The following is a 16,591-nucleotide window of genomic DNA, read 5'->3' as shown; positions in this document are numbered from 1 at the left end:
AACACCGCGGGGCATCAGGCTCCCAGGGTCATCGTTCACGACCATCGCGAGCAAGCTCGCTGCTACAGGCGAAGAGGCCCGCCCATACGACCAGAAATCCAGATCAACTGGCTTCGTTGAGAATCAAACTGCGGTAATGCCCGGGATTGGACCCCGACCATTTACGAAACGCCTTGTAGAACGAGCTTGCATCGGCAAACCCCAGGCGGGTGGCGATTTCGGCGAAGCTGATGGCCGGTTCGGCCAGCCAGGCGATGGCCAGCTCCTTGCGCACGCTGTCCTTTAGCCCCTGGTACGTCTGCCCCTCCTCGGCCAGGCGCCGGCGCAGGGTCGAGGCCGACATGCACAGGCGTTGCGCCAGGGTTTCGGTCTCCGGCCAGTGCTCCGCGGGCAGTTGCCGCAAGTCCTGCTTGATCCGGCTGGCCAGGCTTTGCGGATCGCGGTACTTGACCAGGATGTTGGCCGGCGCATGGGCCAGGAAGCGCCGCAGCTCTTCGACGCTGCGCTTGATCGGCAAACCCAGGCAGTCCGCGGAAAAGATCATCCGCGTGCGCGGTCGGTCGAAGCGCAGGTTCTCGGAGAACATCACCTGATAATCATCGCAGAAATCCGGCTGGGCACAGCGCAGCTCGATCGCCAGGATCGGAATTCGCCGTCCGGCCAGCCAACAGGCCACGCCGTGCACGATCATCCAGTAGGTGAAGTACGTGAAGGCCCGGCGCGGCTCGTGGTCGTCTTCGAGCAAGACGATTTCCGCCAGGCTTTGCTGATGCACAAGCTCGGCGGGCATGCGTTCGAGCATCAACGACAGGAAACCCAGGCCGCTGCCGAGCCCGGCCGCCAGGCTCGGCTGGACCATGGCACAGCGACAGAGGAACTCCAGGCTGCCGGACTTGAGCTTGCGCGGGTCCATGCCAAAGAACTCGTCATCCCCTCGCCGGGCCAGCAAGCGCCACAGGCGCGCATAAGCACTGGCGGGAACCCGCGCGTCACTACTGCCGAGCAACGCCGGATCAATGCCGACCTTGCCCAACACCTCATCGGTGGCCGCGCCCGGGGCGCAACTTTGCAACAGCGCTTCACGCACCAGTTGAATGGAAATGGTGTCTTTTTCCGACATTGCGCGAGGCGAGCCTTGTTCTTGTTTGAGTGGTGGGCATATTAGCGCAGCCGCCCGGTCGGCGCAGATACCTGTAGGAGCCCGGCTTGCCGGCGAAGGTGTCCTTGAACATTGCGTTGGTCTTTTCGGGCGCCTTCGCTGGCAAGCCAGCTCCTACAAGGTTTTCACCCGTCATCAGGACACTATCCAACCGAACTCCGCACAAAAGGCCAGGGTCAACCCTATGACTCCCCCATCCTTGAACCCGGAGATCGATGATGAACGACTACCCAAAACCACCCTTCCCCAAACAACAGCAACCCGTCCCGGGCTCCCAACGCAAAATGGATCCCTATCCGGACTGCGGTGAGCAGAGCTACAAGGGTTCCGGTCGCTTGACCGGCAAGATCGCCCTGATCACCGGGGGCGATAGCGGCATCGGCCGCGCGGTGGCCATTGCCTTCGCCCGTGAAGGTGCCGACGTGGCCGTTGCCTATCTCGACGAGCAGGAAGATGCAGAGGAAACCGCACGCTGGGTTGAACAAGCCGGCCGCCAATGCCTGCTGCTGCCGGGTGACCTGGCGCACAAGGTGCATTGCCAGGCACTGGTGGAGAAAACGGTCGAGCGGTTCGGCCGCATCGACATCCTGGTCAACAACGCGGCATTCCAGATGACCCACGAAAACCTCGAGGACATCTCCGACGAAGAATGGGTGATGACCTTCGACGTCAACATCACCGCCATTTTCCGGATCTGCCAGGCGGCGCTCAAGCACATGCAGCCCGGTAGCTCGATCATCAACACCAGTTCGGTCAACTCCGACATGCCCAACCCCACCCTGCTGGCCTATGCCACTACCAAGGGCGCGATCGCCAACTTCACCGCTGGCCTGGCGCAGATGCTCGGGCCAAAGGGTATCCGGGTCAACAGCGTGGCGCCGGGACCGATCTGGACGCCGCTGATCGTCTCGACCATGCCCGAGGATACGGTACAGAATTTCGGCGCCAATACCCCGCTCGGCCGTCCGGGCCAGCCGGTGGAAGTGGCGCCGATCTACGTGCTGCTGGCCTCGGACGAAGGCAGCTACATCACCGGCCAGCGTTTCGGGGTAACCGGGGGCAAACCGATCCTGTGATGCACAGCGCACCTTAAAAATGGAACCTGGCGAGGCCTCCAGCGCTCCACTCTTCATGGGCCCTCCCCGGCGGGCCTTTCGATACCTGGAGGTCGTCATGTCCGCACCTATCGTCAAACTGTTCACTCAGCCGAACTTCGCGTGGACGGATATTCGCAAGGAAGAAGAAGCGCATCCTCGCCACTACCTTGCACACTTGATCCTGCTGGCCTTGATCCCCGCCGTCTGCCTGTTCATTGGCACCACCTACGTCGGCTGGAGCCTGGCGGAAAACGAAACAGTCCGCCTCAGCCACCGTAGCGCGCTGCACCTGTGCGCCTTGCTGTATCTGTGCACGCTCGCTGGAGTCGCCGTCATGGGGGTGTTCATCCGCTGGATGTCGCGCACCTTCGACTCACGCCCGACGCTCAACCAGTGCATCGGTTTTGCCGCCTACACGGTCACGCCGTTTTTCCTGGCGGGCATTGCCGGCCTGTACCCGAGTCGCTGGCTGGCGATCCTGGTGCTGGCGGCGGCTTCGGCTTACTCGACATTCCTGCTGTTTGTCGGATTGCCGACCTTCATGCACGAGCGCAAGGAGCAAGGCGTGCTCAATGCCGTTTGCGTCTGGGGCGTCGGCTTGCTGGTCCTGGTCACCATTCTGGTGAGCATGATCCTGCTGTGGTTCAACGTACTGACGCCGGAGTACTTGCGCGCTACCGTCACTCAATGACCCCCGGGCCATGAGCTTCATTGTCTGGGTCGCGGTGCTGGGCGCCGTGCTGCTGACGCTGGCACTGACCTCGTCATTCCTGCGCTGGATGCCGGTGACCACCTCGGCCGTGTGCCTGACACTCGGGGTGGCCATCGGGCCGGCAGGTCTGGGCTGGCTGAGGCTGGACATCAAGGATGCCGCCTATTGGATGGAGCACCTGACGGAAGTCGCGGTGCTCTTTTCGTTGTTCGTCTGTGGACTCAAGCTGCGCCTGCCCCTCAGGGACCGCAAATGGCGCGTGGCCTTCGGGCTCGCGGGACCGGTGATGGTCCTGACCATCATTGGTGTCTGCCTGTTGCTGCATTACGCCTTCGACCTGCCGTGGGGGCCGTCCCTGCTGATCGGCGCGATTCTGGCCCCTACCGACCCGGTACTGGCCTCGCTGGTGCAGGTCAACGATGCCAAGGACGACGACGCCGTGCGCTTCGGTCTGTCCGGGGAGGCCGGGCTCAACGATGGCATAGCGTTTCCTTTTGTGATCCTGGGGTTGCTGTTTATCCAGCAAGGCGGCGGTGATTCGACCGCCTGGCTCGATGACTGGGCGCTCAAGCGGCTGCTGTGGGCGGTGCCCGCCGGCTTGCTGGTCGGCTACATCATGGGCCGTGTCATTGGGCGCCTGACGTTGTCCATGCGCATCAGGAATGCCGACAGCACCCTGTCGCCCAACGACTACCTGACCTTTGCCCTGATCGCCCTGGCCTATGTCGCCGCCGAGGCGGTGCACGGCTACGGATTCCTGTCGGTGTTCGCGGCGGCCCTGGGCTTGCGTCGGGCCGAAGTCAAGTCGATGGGGCATTCACAGGTGCCGGCCGAACACCTGGTGCAGCCGGTGGTCGGTCATCAGAACGTCGAACCCGATGCCGCCGTGCATGGCGATGTGACGAATCTGGAGGACGCGCAGGTGGCGGCCGGGATCATGATGGGCGACATGTTGTCATTTGGCAGCCTGGTCGAGCGGGCCATGGAGGTGTTTCTGGTGACGCTGCTCGGGGTGGTGCTGGTGGGTCATTGGGACTGGCGCGCGCTGGCGATTGCGCTGGCGCTGTTCTGCGTGATCCGGCCGCTGATTGTAGGGTTGGCGCCCTGGGGCAATCTGCTGGACGGCAAGCAACGGCTGTTGATCGGCTGGTTCGGCATTCGCGGCATCGGCAGCTTCTATTACCTGTTCTACGCCTTGAACCACGACCTCGCGCCGTCGATGGCGACCCTGTGCACCGACCTCACGCTCTCGGTGGTGGCGCTGAGCATCCTGATTCACGGGATCAGTACCCAACCGATCCTCGCTCACTATGAACGGCACAAGCCGCCACCGGCCTGATGGATCCTTTTGCCGTGGCGAAGTGCATGAGTCAAAGCCCTGCCTCATGCAGCCTGCATGGCCCCAATTGGCCATTAGCGCGAATAATCCATTGATTTCAAAACACTTTATTGAGGCAGCTAAAGCGGCACGACAAATGCTCTACAACGATGAGTGACCTGCGGTACAAACCGTTCGCGCTGCCCTCAACTTGAGAGACCTGACCATGAACGCCATAGACCTGTTGAAAGCCGACCATGAACGCGTAAAAGGCATCCTCAGCCAACTGAGCGAGTCCACCGAGCGCGGCCTGAAAAAGCGCACCGATCTCCTTCAAAAGCTGGAAATGGAAATCTCCATCCATACCCGCCTGGAAGAAGACATCCTGTACCCGGCCTACAAGGAAGCCGGCGGCAAGGAGCAGGACATCATGTATTACGAAGCCAAGGAAGAACACCGCACCGTGGATTCCCTGGTACTGCCGGACCTGAAAGTCACCGACCCGTCTACACCTGAATTCGCCGGTCGCGTCAAAGTGGTCAAGGAATTGCTCGAACACCACATTGAAGAGGAAGAGACCGAGATGTTTCCCCAGGCTAAAAAGTTGCTGGGGAAAGCGACTCTGGATGAGCTTGGGGAAAAAATGGAGGCTTTGAAGGCCCGCCTGAAAAAGGAAATGGCGGCTTCGCATATGGCTGCTTGATGATGGTGTGTTGTAACGGCGGCAGCCCATACCTGTAGGAGCCCGGCTTGCCGGCGAAGGCGTCCTTGAGACCAACGCCATGTTCAGCGACGCCTTCGCCGGAAAGCCGGGCTCCTACAGGGCCGTCGCGATGATCTCCACCAGGTTCAGCTGGGTAAACGGCTTGGATAATCGCGGCAGCCCGGAAGCAAAGCCTTCCAGCCGATCGGCATAACCGGTAGCCAGGATAATCGGCATATCGGGTTTAAGCGTTCGGATCGCATCCGCCAGCTGCGCGCCGCTCATGTGCGGCATGGCCATGTCGGTGATGACAAGATCGATGGCCGGATTGTTCTCGAATTGCTCCAGGCCCTGTACACCGGACGTCGCGGTGATCACGCGGTGGCCGAGGTCTTCAAGCAACAGGCAGGTGCTGGTCAGCACCAGGCTGTCGTCATCCACCACCAGTATGCACAACCGAGGAACTTCCGGCTCTGCCGGCTCTTCGATAACGGGCGCCATCACGGCGTTTGCCGAGGCCACTGGCAACCACAACTCCGCGGTAGTGCCCTGGTTTTTCTGGCTCTTCAAAATGAATCGCCCACCCAATTGCTCGATGAAGCCATGGACCATCGACAAGCCCAGTCCTGTGCCCTTGCCAAGCCCTTTGGTGGTGAAAAACGGATCCATCGCCGAGGCCAGTGTCGCTTCATCCATCCCCTCGCCGGTGTCAGTGACACTCAGGCACACATAACGTCCCGACTTCGGGAAAGACCTATTTTGAACAGGGATGGTTTCGACCCGGGCACTGATGACGATTCTGCCGCCATTGGGCATGGCATCGCGGGCGTTGGTGGCCAGGTTCAGCACCGCCAGTTCGAGCTGATTGACGTCGGCCATGACCGGCTCGAGCTGCGCTGGAAAACGGGCTTCCAATGCCACCGAAGGCCCGAGAGAGCTGCGCAGCAGCCCGGAAATCCCTTGCACCAGATCGGCGAGATCCACAGGTTCCGTCTTGAGCTCCTGTTTCCTGGCAAAGGCCAGCATGCGCTGGGTCAGGGACACGCCGCGCAAAGCACCCTGGGTGGCGTTGTCGAGCAAACGGACTATTTTCGGGTCGTCGGCCAGGCGTTTGCGCACAATTTCCAGGTTGCCAAGAATGACGGTCAGCAGATTATTGAAGTCGTGGGCAATCCCGCCGCTGAGCTGGCCGATGGCTTGCATCTTCTGCGCCTGGAACAGTGCTTCGCGGGTTTGCTCGAGCGCCTGCTGCGCCTCGGTCGCTTCGGTGATGTCGCGGGTGATCTTGGCAAACCCGAGCAAGGTACCGGTGTCTCCCCGGATCGGGTCGACCACGACATGGGCCAGGAACCTCGTGCCATCCTTGCGCACCCGCCAACCCTTGTTCTCGAAGCGTCCCTCGCGCGTCGCAATCTCCAGTGCCCAAGCTGGCAAGCCGGCAGCCTGGTCTTCGGGGGTGTAGAACATGGAAAAATGCTGGCCGATGACTTCTTCGGGCAAATAACCCTTGATGCGTTGGGCCCCCAGGTTCCAGTTGGTCACACGGCCATCCGGGGCAAGCATGTAGATGGCATAGTCGGTGACGCTCTGCACCAGCAACCGAAACTGTTGCTCGCTCTGCTTGAGGGTCTCTTCGGCCATCTTGCGGTCAGTCAGGTCACGGGTGATCTTGGCAAACCCCAGGAGCGTGCCCGTCGGGTCGTAGATCGGATCGATCACCACGTGGGACCAGAAATGCGTGCCGTCCTTGCGCACGCGCCAGCCTTCGCCTTCGAAACGCCCCTCGCGGATGGCCGTGTCCAGCGCCCGCTGGGGCAAGCCGGCACGACGATCTTCATCGGTATAGAAGCGCGAGAAATGCTGGCCGAGAATCTCCGCTTCCTCATAACCCTTGAAACGCCGGGCCCCTGCGTTCCAGCTGGTAATGATGCCATCCAGATCAATCATGTAGATCGCATAGTCCACCACTGCATCGATCAGCAGGCGCAGGCGCCTGTCTTCGTTGATCTCGGCCTGGGTTCGAACTTCGCTCATTGATCCCTCACATCCACTGCTGTTTTTCTGAAGTATGCGATAAACCGTCCATTTGAACAGTCGCCGGTGCAATTGACCACCAGCGCGGCAACAAGTGCTTGACCTTGCTCTCGCCAAACCGGTCATCGATCAACATCACCACGCCCTGGTCCTGCTGGGTACGAATCACCCTGCCTGCGGCTTGCACCACTTTTTGCACGCCGGGGTACAGGTAGGTGTAGTCGTAGCCTGCGCCGAACAGGGCTGCCATGCGTCGCTTGAATTGCTCGTTGACCGGGTTGAGCTGCGCCAGCCCCAGGGTGGCGATGAACGCGCCGATCAAGCGTGCGCCTGGCAAATCGATGCCTTCGCCAAACGCCCCACCCAGCACCGCGAAGCCCACACCCTGGCTTTCGGCGGTGAAGCGGTCGAGGAATTCCTGGCGCTGCGCCTCCGCCATGCCCCGGGACTGTGACCACAGGTTGATTGCGGGATAGCGCTCGGCCAGCAACTGCGCCACTTGCTGCAGGTAATCGAAGCTGCTGAAGAACGCCAGGTAGTTGCCGGGGCGCTGCCGGAACTGCTGGGCGATCAACTCGACGATCGGCCCCAGGGAGGCCTGGCGATGAACAAAGCGCGTGGAGATCTGGTTGACGATCTGCACGTGCAACTGATCGGCATGAAAGGGTGACTCGACGTCGATGCACACGGTATTCGCCGGGGTACCCAGCAAATCGGCGTAATAGTGGCGAGGGCTGAGGGTCGCCGAGAACAGCACGGTGCTGCGTGCAGCGCTCAGGCGCGGCCCGATGAAGCCGGCGGGCACCACATTGCGCAGGCACAGTTGCGAAAGGTTGCGCTTGCGTTCGAGGTCGCGCTTGCTGATGTCGAACAGGTACTGCTGGTCGAACAGCTCGCCCACCCGACAGAACTGCAGCACCTCGAAGTAGAAGCTCTGTAATGCACTGTCCAGCCCCTGGGGATGATCGTTCAGGTAATCACCGATGCTGGCGCTGCAAGACGACAAGGCCTGGAGCAGTTTTTCCGGCGGTTTGTCGTAGGCCTGATAGGCACCGAGTTGCTGGTTATGCAGGGCATTCCATTCGCGGTTGACCCGCTGCAGCGGCTTTTTCAAAGCCTCGGGGGCGGTTGTTCGTACGCTATCGAGGGTCGATTGATCGAGGCTGGCGCTGTACATCTGCCGACCGCGCTCCACCAGGTTGTGGGCTTCGTCGACCAGCACGGCGACGTTCCAGGTATTGGCCTGGGCCAGGCCAAACAACAGCGCACTGAAATCGAAGTAATAGTTGTAATCGGCTACCACCACGTCGGCCCAGCGGGCCATTTCCTGGCTCAGGTAATACGGGCAGACCTCATGCTCAAGGGCGACCTGGCGCAATGCGCTCTGGTCCAGCAGGCTCAGCTCGCTGGCGGCCTGGCGCGCCGCCGGCAAGCGATCATAGAAGCCCTGGGCCAACGGGCAGGATTCACCGTGGCAGGCCTTGTCAGGGTGTTCACAGGCCTTGTCCCGGGCGATCATCTCCAGCACCCGCAGGGGCGGCGCATCGGCGCGCGCCAGGATCACCTGCGCGGCGTCCAGGGCCAGCTTGCGTCCAGGGGTTTTCGCCGTGAGAAAGAACACCTTGTCCAGTTGCTGTGGCGCCAGGGCCTTGAGCAGCGGAAACAGGGTGCCGATGGTCTTGCCAATCCCCGTGGGGGCCTGGGCCATCAGGCAGCGGCCGGTGCTGACGGCCTTGAACACCGATTCGGCCAGGTGACGCTGCCCCGGGCGAAAGTCGGCATGGGGAAACGCCAGCTCTTGCGCCGCCTGGTTACGCCCCTGGCGATGGACCGTTTCCTGTTCGGCCCAGTGCAGGAACAGGCCACAATGGTGTTCGAAGAACTGCCCGAGTTCGGCGGCGTCGAAGGCCTCGACCAGACAGGTTTCCTTTTCGCTGACGATATCGAAATACACCAGCGCCAGGTTGATCTGCGCCAGGTCGAGTTTGCGGCACATCAGCCAGCCATAGATTTTAGCCTGTGCCCAGTGCAGTTGACGGTGGTTGGCCGGTTGCTTGCTCAAGTCGCCGCGGTAGGTCTTGACCTCTTCCAGGCAGTTTTGCCCGGGCTCGTAGCCATCCGCCCTGCCCCTGACCGTCAGGCCCTGAAACGAACCTTCGAGAGCGACTTCACTCTGGTAGCCATCACTGCGCCGTGACGCCACCGTGCGGTGCCCGACGATACCTTCAAGCGCGGTCGGCGACGGGGTGAAACGCAAGTCGAGGTCTCCGACCTTGGCGGTGAACTCACACAACGCCCGTACCGCGATGCTGTAGCTCAAGCGCCCTGCTCCGCCCATTGCACATAACACACGGCAATCGGCATCCGGTGCTCATGACAGAACGCCAGCCAGCGCAGCTGGTTATCCTGCAGGCGATCCCCCGGTCCCTTGACTTCGATCATGCGGTAGGTTTTTTCCTGCGGCCAGAACTGGATCAGGTCCGGCATGCCCGCGCGATTAGCCTTGATGTCGAGCAACAAGCGGTTGAACCAGTGCTTGAGGTGCTCGGCCGGCAAGCAGTCCAACGCCTGCTCCAGCAACGCCTCGTTGAGTGCGCCCCAGAACACGAAGGGCGACTGTACCCCCCATTTTTCGGCATAACGCGCGCGAATGGTTGCACGATAGCGCCCGTCGTCGAGTTCGCCGAGGCAGGCCTGGAACAACTCGGCCCGGCGGCCATGGAAGTCTTCGCTCAACAGGTCCACCGGACCGCGCTGGAACGGATGGAAAAACGCCCCCGGCAGCGGGGCAAAAATCGCCGGCCAGCACAGCAGGCCGAACAGCGAGTTGATCAGGCTGTTTTCGACGTAATGAACCGGTGCCGACTCTTCGCCCAGGTGCGCCTGTACATGGTCCTCGACCGACAACAAAGGGTCGATCCTGCTCAGTTGCAGGTCCAGGCGCAACATCTCCCGGGGAGCCACACGCTTGACCGCCGGCCCGCCCAGCTTGCGCCGCAGCCTGGGCAGGACACGCAACAGGTGCTGCTGCTCCGCGGCGTTTTGCGGTGACTGTTCGGCCATACAAGCCAGGTCCAGGGCCATCTGGTACTCGCCGCAACGCTCCAGCACCCGGATCATGCGCACCCGCGCGCCGGGATACGCGCAGTCACGGTACAGGCTCAACGCGGCAGGGAAATCACCGACGCGCTCGCACTCCTGGCCCATCTGGAACAACTGCTTGTCGCGGCGCCTCTGCAGCCAGGGATTGCTCAGCGCCAGGCCGTTGATCTGCACGGCGATGTCGGCCACCGCCTCGCCAGCCTCGAACAGCTGCTGGCACTGGTAGAGGAACAGGCAGGCATCGACGTCCTCACGACTGCGCAAGCCCCGGGAATCGTCGCTAAACTCCACTTTTTCATAGGTAAAGATACCCAGGTCCGCGAGGACGAATTCGGACCAGTCCTGGTAGACATTGCCGAAAAACATCAAGCGCAGGCGATCGCACAGGCCCATGATGGTCAGGCTGAACAAGCGGTCGTTCAGCGCCGGACACCAGTCGTCGAAGGGCTGCGCTTGAGGAAACTGCGCGCACAAATCCGGCAGCCAGTCGGTCTTTTTACCCTTGGGTTTAACAATCGCGTTGCCCAGGCATTGCAGTATTTCCGCCTTGAGCAACACTTCAAACAACGCCTCTACCGGTAACGGCTGGCGGTCGTCGAGCCAACCCAGCGCCAGCAATGGCTGGGCGGCGCTGGGGATGTCACCGATCTCGGCGTAATACAGCTTGCTGGCCCTGAAATGAACTCCCTTGCGCATGACCATCCTGACCAGCAGCGCACGGGACTCGCGGGGCAAGCCATTGAAGTCGCGAATGAAGCGATGCTCTTCGTCGCTCAACACGTCGGCATAGCGATGCTCAAGCCAATCAAGCACTTGCATGAAGTTGTTGAGATAGTAGAACGGATCGTCGAGAGGATTTGCAGTCACGGGAAAAAGGGCCATGTAGTGCGAGCACTGGTTATGCATACAGATACCAGTAACGCCCTGCCCCATGCAAACGGAAAAGGATAAGCGGCGGCGCTGTAAGGGTTTTTTATCCCGGGCAGCGAACTTTCCGCCGTTCCATCGCACCAATCGCCATGGAGCTGCACTCGCTTGCGGCAGCCGTCCGGTTTCAATGAACAATGAGAGGTGACTATGAACATCAAGACTCTGGGTTTTCCCCTGGCGGTAGCAGCCTTTTTTACCCTGGCTGGCTGCTCGACACCCACGGTGGTTACCCTGCAGAACGGCACCCAGTACCTGACCAAGGACATGCCGAAAACCAAGAGCAAGGACGGCTTCTACGAGTTCGAGGATATTTCCGGGGCGACGGTGAAGGTCAGGGCTGATGAAGTGGCCACGGTTCGAGAGGAAGACTGAGTCCGCGAATCATTTTTGCTCTGCTCTGCTGGTGTGGCAGGTTTCGAGCACTGCCTTACACTGCGATAGACCCAGTGCGACCGGATGATGGTGTCGAAATGAACATGGTCACGCCACTTTTGACTTCCCTCCTCGCGGTCGGCGCCTGGGCTTCCACGTGTCTTTGTGCAAATGCCGCGACGCCCGCGCGAACCTTCAACACCAGCTTCGATTGCGCCTCGGCCAGGGAGCCCATTGAAAAGTTGATTTGTCGCGATAGCCAACTGGCGCAAATGGACAGGGAGCTGCAACGCCTTTATCTGCTGGCGCTCACGGATGCACATTCGGTACCGCCCCCGGACAAAGTCGAGCTTGATCAGCAGTTCTGGGTCCACGCCCGTAATCAGTGTGCCGGGGCACAAGCCAAGGCGTGCGTGGTCCGCAGCTATGCCGAGCGCGCGCACCAGCTGCGTCAAGGCTCGGCGATTGCGCGGACCAAGGATCCCAGCAGACTCACTGAAGGCCCGGTCGCCTATCGCTGCACCGGATTCAACGGGGTGCTCACCGCGACCTTCTTCAATGCAGGGCCGGGCGTCGTCTACCTGAAATGGGCGAACGCCTCAGTCATCCTTGACCAGGTGTCGAACTATTCCGGCAACCAGTACAAGGGCAAGGACTTCCGCGGCGACTACAGCTTCTGGCAAAACGGCAGTGAGACCCTTTTACAAATGCCGGGCGCTGGAGCAATGACTTGTACGGTCGATCCGGCAGCTTGATCTGCGTCGCGCTTGAATAAAAGGCAACCGGGACGTCCTGTCCCGATGGCCAGGGTCAGTTTTCAGCTGCCAGTGCGGATCTTGTTCCAGACCCGGGTGCGAATGCGGTCGATGTTCAACGGCATCGCCTCAAGCGCAAACAGTTTCCCCATCATGTCCGGGCTCGGATAAACCTTGGTGTCATTCTTGATGTCCGGGTCGATCAGGCTGTCGGCCTGTTCGTTGCCGTTGGCGTAGTGCACATGGTTACTGATGCTGGCCATGACGTCTGGCCGCAGCAGGTAGTTCATGAAGGCGTAACCGGCCTTTTCATCCGGGGCGTCCACGGGCATGGCAACCATATCGAACCAGATGGCGGCGCCTTCCCTGGGAATCGCGTAGCCGATCTCTATGCCGTTGTTGGCTTCCCTGGCGCGGTTTTCCGCTTGCAGGATGTCGCCGGAGAAACCGACCGCCACGCAGACATCACCGTTGGCAAGGTCACTGGTGTACTTGGACGAGTGGAAATAGCTGACATAAGGCCGCACTTTGAGCAGCAGCGCTTCGGCTTTCTTGTAGTCTTCCGGGTTTTTGCTGTGGTGTGGCAGACCCAGGTAGTTAAGTGCCGCAGGGAGTAGTTCCGGGCCATTGTCGAGGATCGCCACGCCGCACTTCTGCAGCTTCTGCATGTTCTCGGGTTTGAAGATCAGGTCCCAGGAGTCCACTGGCGCGTTTTCGCCAAGGACCGCCTTGACCTTGGCTATGTTGTAGCCAATGCCGGTACTGCCCCACAGGTAAGGGAAACCGTGTTCGTTCCCCGGATCGTTGCCCTGCAACGCCTTGAGTAACACCGGGTTGAGGTTGTTCCAGTTGGGCAACTGCGCCTTGTCGAACTTTTTCAGGGCGCCGCCTTCAATTTGCCGCGCCATGAAGTGGTTGGACGGGAACACCACGTCGTACCCTGACCTTCCGGTCATCAACTTGCCATCGAGGGTTTCATTGCTGTCGTAGACGTCGTAGGTGAAGGCAACGCCGGTCTCTTTCTGGAAGTTCTTCGTGGTGTCCGGCGCGATGTAGTCCGACCAGTTGTAGATCTTGACGGTCTCGGCCGCCTGGCTGATGGCAGCGCACAGCATCAGCGGCGCCAGGACTAGTGACTTTGGGGACATGGGTCGATTCCTGTGGGGCTGTTTTTGTTGTTGGAGTTCGGCAGGCAATCAAGGGGCCTGCGTTCAGAAAATCAGGACGTACGTCTTGCGCACGGTTTCCTGGATATCCCAGACGCCGAGGCTGTTGGCCGGCAACATCAGGGCGTCGCCCGCTTCGATGTGCAGGGTTTCACCCTCGTCCGGGGTGAAGGTGCAACGCCCCTGGATGAAGTGACAGAATTCCTGGGCGACGATCTGCCGCCGCCAGCGTCCCGGGGTGCATTCCCAGACGCCGGTCTCGACGCCGTCGTCGCGTTCGACGCTGGTGGTCGAAGCCACCGCCACCGGCGTGCCCAAAGGCACGGCGACCGGGTTCGACTCTTGCAGTTGCAGGGTGGCGGTGTTCTTGAATTGAGTGATGCGCATGGGAGTACCTGTCAGTGAAGAAAACGCTGTTTAGTGCATGAAACCTTCCATGAACCCTGCAACCCCGCTGGCGAGCTTTCGCCGCCAGGGCGCGCTGGTTGGGTTGGCCAGGGTCTGGTCTTCATGGACGAAGCTGCGGATGATCGCGTTGTAGCCGAGCCAGCGGCAGGGTTCGGGCTCCCAGGCCTTGAGTGCGTTCAGTCCACCCCGGGTTAACACCCAAGGCTGCCGGACCCGCTCGGTGTCGCGTTGCAGGATCAGGTCGGCCAGGGTCCTGCCGCCCAGGTTGCTGGCGCCGACGCCCTCCCCGCCATAACCGCCGGACACGGCGATGCCGCTGGCCTGGTCGCACAGCATGTGTGGCTTGAAATGCCGCGACATGCCCAGGTTGCCGCCCCAGCCATGGGTGATCTGCACATTGCGCAGCTGTGGGAAGAGTTCGCCGAACAGATACCGGCGCAATTCGATTTCGCTGTGCGTCAGGTCGAAGTCATGGCGCAGCCTGCCGGCAAACTGGTAGCCGCCACGGGCGCCGAAGATCAACCGGTTGTCTGCCGTGCGTTGGCCGTAGGTGACCTGGCGACTGCTTTCGCTGAAAGCCTGGCCACGACTCAGGCCGATTTCGTCCCAGGTGGCGGCCGACAATGGCTCGGTGGCCACGATCAGGCTTTGCACCGGTAACTGATAACGCCCCAACGGCGGCAAGGTCACCGAATAGCCTTCGACCGCCGGCACCACCCAGCGGCTGCGCACCGAGGCCCGGGCCGTTCGCAGGCTGCCGGACTGCCAATGATTCACCGGGCTGTTCTCGTAGATCCTGACGCCCAGGCGCTCGACCGCTCGCGCCAGCCCGCGGACCAGTTTCGCCGGGTGCAGGGTCGCGACGTGTGGCGCGTAGATACCACCGTAAGGTTTGGCCACGCGGATCTGTTGCGCCAACTGTTCCGGGCTCAACCAGCGGTAATCGTTCTCGTTGAGCCCCTGGCTGTACAGCTTGTCCAGGTACTGGCGCAGGCTGGCCTCCTGCTCGGGATAGCGGGCTGCGCAATAAAGCGCGCCACCCTTGCGATAATCGCAGTCGATGCCTTCACGATCGATGACGTTTTTCACTTCATCGGGAATGCCATGAAGCAAATCGTAAGAGGCGCGACGTTGCTCGGGTGACGAGGCGGCAAGCAGCCGGTCTTCGCCCAGCAGATTGCCCATCAACCACCCGCCATTGCGCCCGGAGGCGCCAAAACCGGCGGTTTGCGCCTCGATGATGACGATGTTCAGGTCGGGCGCCTGGCGCTTGAGGTAGTACGCGGTCCAGAGCCCGGTATACCCCGCGCCGATAATGGCGACGTCGACGTCCAGATCCTGTTCCAGCGCCGCACGCGCCACCAGGGGCTCGTCGAGCTGGTCCATCCACAAACTGATAGTGCGCCACGCCGACATGCAAGACTCCGCCACTCAGACTTCGATGGCGTTGATCCTAATGCTCGGGCTCAGACACTGTCTTGCGCGCGTGCACGCAAGGAAATCTGTTTGACGTAGGCCTTGGGCGACAGGCCTGTGTGCTGGCGGAAACAGCTGTAGAACGCCGACAGGGAATTGAACCCGGCAGCGAACGCCAGCTCGTCGATACGCACCGGTGGCGTGGCATTGTCCAGGGCGCTGAGCAGGTGCTGCAGCCGTGCCTGGTTGACGTAGCGATAGAAGCTCTGCCCCAGCACCTGGTTGAGCAGATAGGAAATCTGGTTGCGACTGTACCCGCACTCCTGCGCCACCCGCTGCAGGTCGAGCTCAGGGTCGAGATAAGGCTGCTGGCGTTGGAAGTACTGTTGCAGGTCGTCGGCCATGAAGCTCAACTGCCGCGGCGACAGGCCCAGTCGACTGACCGCCGGGCGCTGGCTGGCGGTGTTTTTACCGGTTGGCTGTTCGTGAACCAGCGAAGCGTATTCGTTGACCCGCCAGATCAGCCCGTCCTTCACGGTAATCGCTTCACTGGCGCGAAACGACACCAACCCCTCACCGCCGCGCAGGGTGATGCGGTACTGGATGAACGCAGTGTTGCCGTCCAGGCGGATGCGGTCCGTGTGTTCCAGGGCTTCGTCCGGGTCACGGGGCATGCTGCTGTGCACATAGTCCCGCAACTCAGCCAGCCCCATCACCCGGTTCTGGAAAAAATCGCTGTACTGGACTTCGGGGTGATACAGCGCCATGACCCCGTCCAGATCGCGGTGTTTCCAGCGCAAGTGATAACGCATGACCGTCTCGCCCGTGGCCTGGGTTTGCAGCGGGCCATCATCCTCGGCATGCATGGTAAGTCTCGTTAAAAAGTGCCGAGCTTGCCCAAGTTTGCCCGCGCCTTCAATGGCTAACAGTGGCTGGCCATTGCGCAAACGTTGGCGCACGTGACCTGCATCAAAAGAATCGCAGCAATTGCCAAACGGCCTGAAAAAAACACATTTTTTTCACATCCAGCTGCTACTTTTAAAGACTGTCACTGGTTGAGCCAATGAAGGCTCTTCCCACCTAACGTGAGCTAACGGAAGCGCTCGATAAAGAAGGCGGGCAACACATGAATAGAGGGTTCAGCAAGGTCACTTTTCCAAATGCCTGCCAGCTGATGCGCTGGCATTTCCATCCCATGGGTTTCGAGGCAAGCATGGACGCCCCGGGCAGCATGATTGCCCGTTTGTTTGATCGGGCCAGTGGCGAGACCATGATCGCCATCGCCGGTATCCCCTGTTCGACGGTCATGAATGCCGCCGACGTCGAGCGAATAATCGAAGCCGTGGAGGATGAGCTTGAAGCGTTCATTCCTCCGGTGGCCCTCAGGAGTTATGCCTGAAGGCAGGCCTTCCCCATCCA

At 61.0% G+C, this 16,591-nt stretch carries 15 protein-coding genes; 7 read left to right on the top strand and 8 right to left on the bottom strand.

What is annotated here, in order from left to right; all coding sequences use genetic code 11:
- Nucleotides 1-103 precede the first annotated feature (103 nt).
- On the bottom strand, nucleotides 104-1,120 hold the full coding sequence (locus ACM6I6_RS00600) for an AraC family transcriptional regulator (protein ID WP_406590818.1): 1,017 nt from the start codon (nucleotides 1,118-1,120) through the stop codon (nucleotides 104-106).
- Nucleotides 1,121-1,377: 257 nt separating this feature from the next.
- On the opposite strand from ACM6I6_RS00600, the gene ACM6I6_RS00595 reads away from it, so the two are divergent.
- The 4 genes from ACM6I6_RS00595 (at nucleotide 1,378) to ACM6I6_RS00580 (ending at nucleotide 4,989) form a co-directional block, all read left to right on the top strand.
- Nucleotides 1,378-2,235 (top strand): SDR family oxidoreductase, encoded by an 858-nt coding sequence (locus tag ACM6I6_RS00595; protein ID WP_408596201.1) that lies wholly within the window; start codon nucleotides 1,378-1,380, stop codon nucleotides 2,233-2,235.
- A gap of 97 nt (nucleotides 2,236-2,332) precedes the next feature.
- Complete coding sequence (locus tag ACM6I6_RS00590) at nucleotides 2,333-2,947, top strand: Yip1 family protein (RefSeq protein ID WP_274075781.1); 615 nt, start codon at nucleotides 2,333-2,335, stop codon at nucleotides 2,945-2,947.
- Between the two features lie 10 nt (nucleotides 2,948-2,957).
- Entirely contained in the window at nucleotides 2,958-4,307 is a 1,350-nt protein-coding gene (locus ACM6I6_RS00585) for a cation:proton antiporter (RefSeq protein ID WP_414919234.1), read from the top strand.
- 205 nt (nucleotides 4,308-4,512) lie between these two features.
- Nucleotides 4,513-4,989: a hemerythrin domain-containing protein gene (locus ACM6I6_RS00580; RefSeq protein ID WP_274075783.1), complete on the top strand. Its 477-nt coding sequence runs from the start codon at nucleotides 4,513-4,515 to the stop codon at nucleotides 4,987-4,989.
- A 114-nt stretch (nucleotides 4,990-5,103) separates the two neighbouring features.
- Here the strand turns inward: ACM6I6_RS00580 and ACM6I6_RS00575 are convergent, their stop codons facing one another.
- The 3 genes from ACM6I6_RS00575 to ACM6I6_RS00565 are packed head-to-tail and all read right to left on the bottom strand — an operon-like array spanning nucleotide 5,104 to nucleotide 11,007.
- Nucleotides 5,104-7,023, bottom strand: a complete 1,920-nt coding sequence (locus ACM6I6_RS00575) for a PAS domain S-box protein (RefSeq protein WP_414919233.1) — start codon at nucleotides 7,021-7,023, stop codon at nucleotides 5,104-5,106.
- Nucleotides 7,024-7,030: 7 nt separating this feature from the next.
- On the bottom strand, nucleotides 7,031-9,343 hold the full coding sequence (locus ACM6I6_RS00570; RefSeq protein ID WP_414919232.1) for an ATP-dependent DNA helicase: 2,313 nt from the start codon (nucleotides 9,341-9,343) through the stop codon (nucleotides 7,031-7,033).
- The gene (locus tag ACM6I6_RS00565) at nucleotides 9,340-11,007 is read right to left on the bottom strand and encodes a VRR-NUC domain-containing protein (RefSeq protein ID WP_414919231.1); all 1,668 of its coding nucleotides are present in this window, start codon (nucleotides 11,005-11,007) and stop codon (nucleotides 9,340-9,342) included. Before ACM6I6_RS00565 ends, ACM6I6_RS00570 begins: the two co-directional genes overlap by 4 nt.
- Before the next feature lie 195 nt (nucleotides 11,008-11,202).
- Here ACM6I6_RS00565 and ACM6I6_RS00560 point away from each other — a divergent pair, with 195 nt between their 5' ends.
- Together ACM6I6_RS00560 and ACM6I6_RS00555 are read left to right on the top strand one after the other, a co-directional pair.
- On the top strand, nucleotides 11,203-11,427 hold the full coding sequence (locus ACM6I6_RS00560; protein WP_414919230.1) for a YgdI/YgdR family lipoprotein: 225 nt from the start codon (nucleotides 11,203-11,205) through the stop codon (nucleotides 11,425-11,427).
- 98 nt (nucleotides 11,428-11,525) lie between these two features.
- Entirely contained in the window at nucleotides 11,526-12,182 is a 657-nt protein-coding gene (locus tag ACM6I6_RS00555; protein WP_414919229.1) for an MliC family protein, read from the top strand.
- Between the two features lie 62 nt (nucleotides 12,183-12,244).
- On the opposite strand, the gene ACM6I6_RS00550 is transcribed toward ACM6I6_RS00555, so the two are convergent.
- The 4 genes from ACM6I6_RS00550 to ACM6I6_RS00535 all read right to left on the bottom strand — a co-directional run bounded on the left by ACM6I6_RS00550 (nucleotide 12,245) and on the right by ACM6I6_RS00535 (nucleotide 16,038).
- Complete coding sequence (locus tag ACM6I6_RS00550; RefSeq protein WP_414919228.1) at nucleotides 12,245-13,330, bottom strand: polyamine ABC transporter substrate-binding protein; 1,086 nt, start codon at nucleotides 13,328-13,330, stop codon at nucleotides 12,245-12,247.
- 63 nt (nucleotides 13,331-13,393) lie between these two features.
- Nucleotides 13,394-13,735 (bottom strand): cupin domain-containing protein, encoded by a 342-nt coding sequence (locus ACM6I6_RS00545; protein WP_274075790.1) that lies wholly within the window; start codon nucleotides 13,733-13,735, stop codon nucleotides 13,394-13,396.
- A gap of 30 nt (nucleotides 13,736-13,765) precedes the next feature.
- Nucleotides 13,766-15,172 carry an FAD-binding oxidoreductase gene (locus ACM6I6_RS00540; protein ID WP_323626893.1) on the bottom strand — a complete coding sequence of 469 codons (1,407 nt, stop codon included), beginning with the start codon at nucleotides 15,170-15,172 and terminating at the stop codon, nucleotides 13,766-13,768.
- Between the two features lie 50 nt (nucleotides 15,173-15,222).
- Entirely contained in the window at nucleotides 15,223-16,038 is an 816-nt protein-coding gene (locus ACM6I6_RS00535) for a helix-turn-helix domain-containing protein (RefSeq protein ID WP_323626894.1), read from the bottom strand.
- Nucleotides 16,039-16,298: 260 nt separating this feature from the next.
- Here ACM6I6_RS00535 and ACM6I6_RS00530 point away from each other — a divergent pair, with 260 nt between their 5' ends.
- A complete protein-coding gene (locus tag ACM6I6_RS00530) occupies nucleotides 16,299-16,571 on the top strand; it encodes a DUF1652 domain-containing protein (RefSeq protein WP_274075793.1) in 273 nt (90 codons plus the stop codon).
- Nucleotides 16,572-16,591 lie beyond the last annotated feature (20 nt).

Source organism: Pseudomonas sp. IT-P218, from assembly GCF_949767605.1.
Lineage (GTDB): Bacteria > Pseudomonadota > Gammaproteobacteria > Pseudomonadales > Pseudomonadaceae > Aquipseudomonas > Aquipseudomonas putida_AE.
This window is presented reverse-complemented; position numbering and strand designations above follow the sequence as displayed.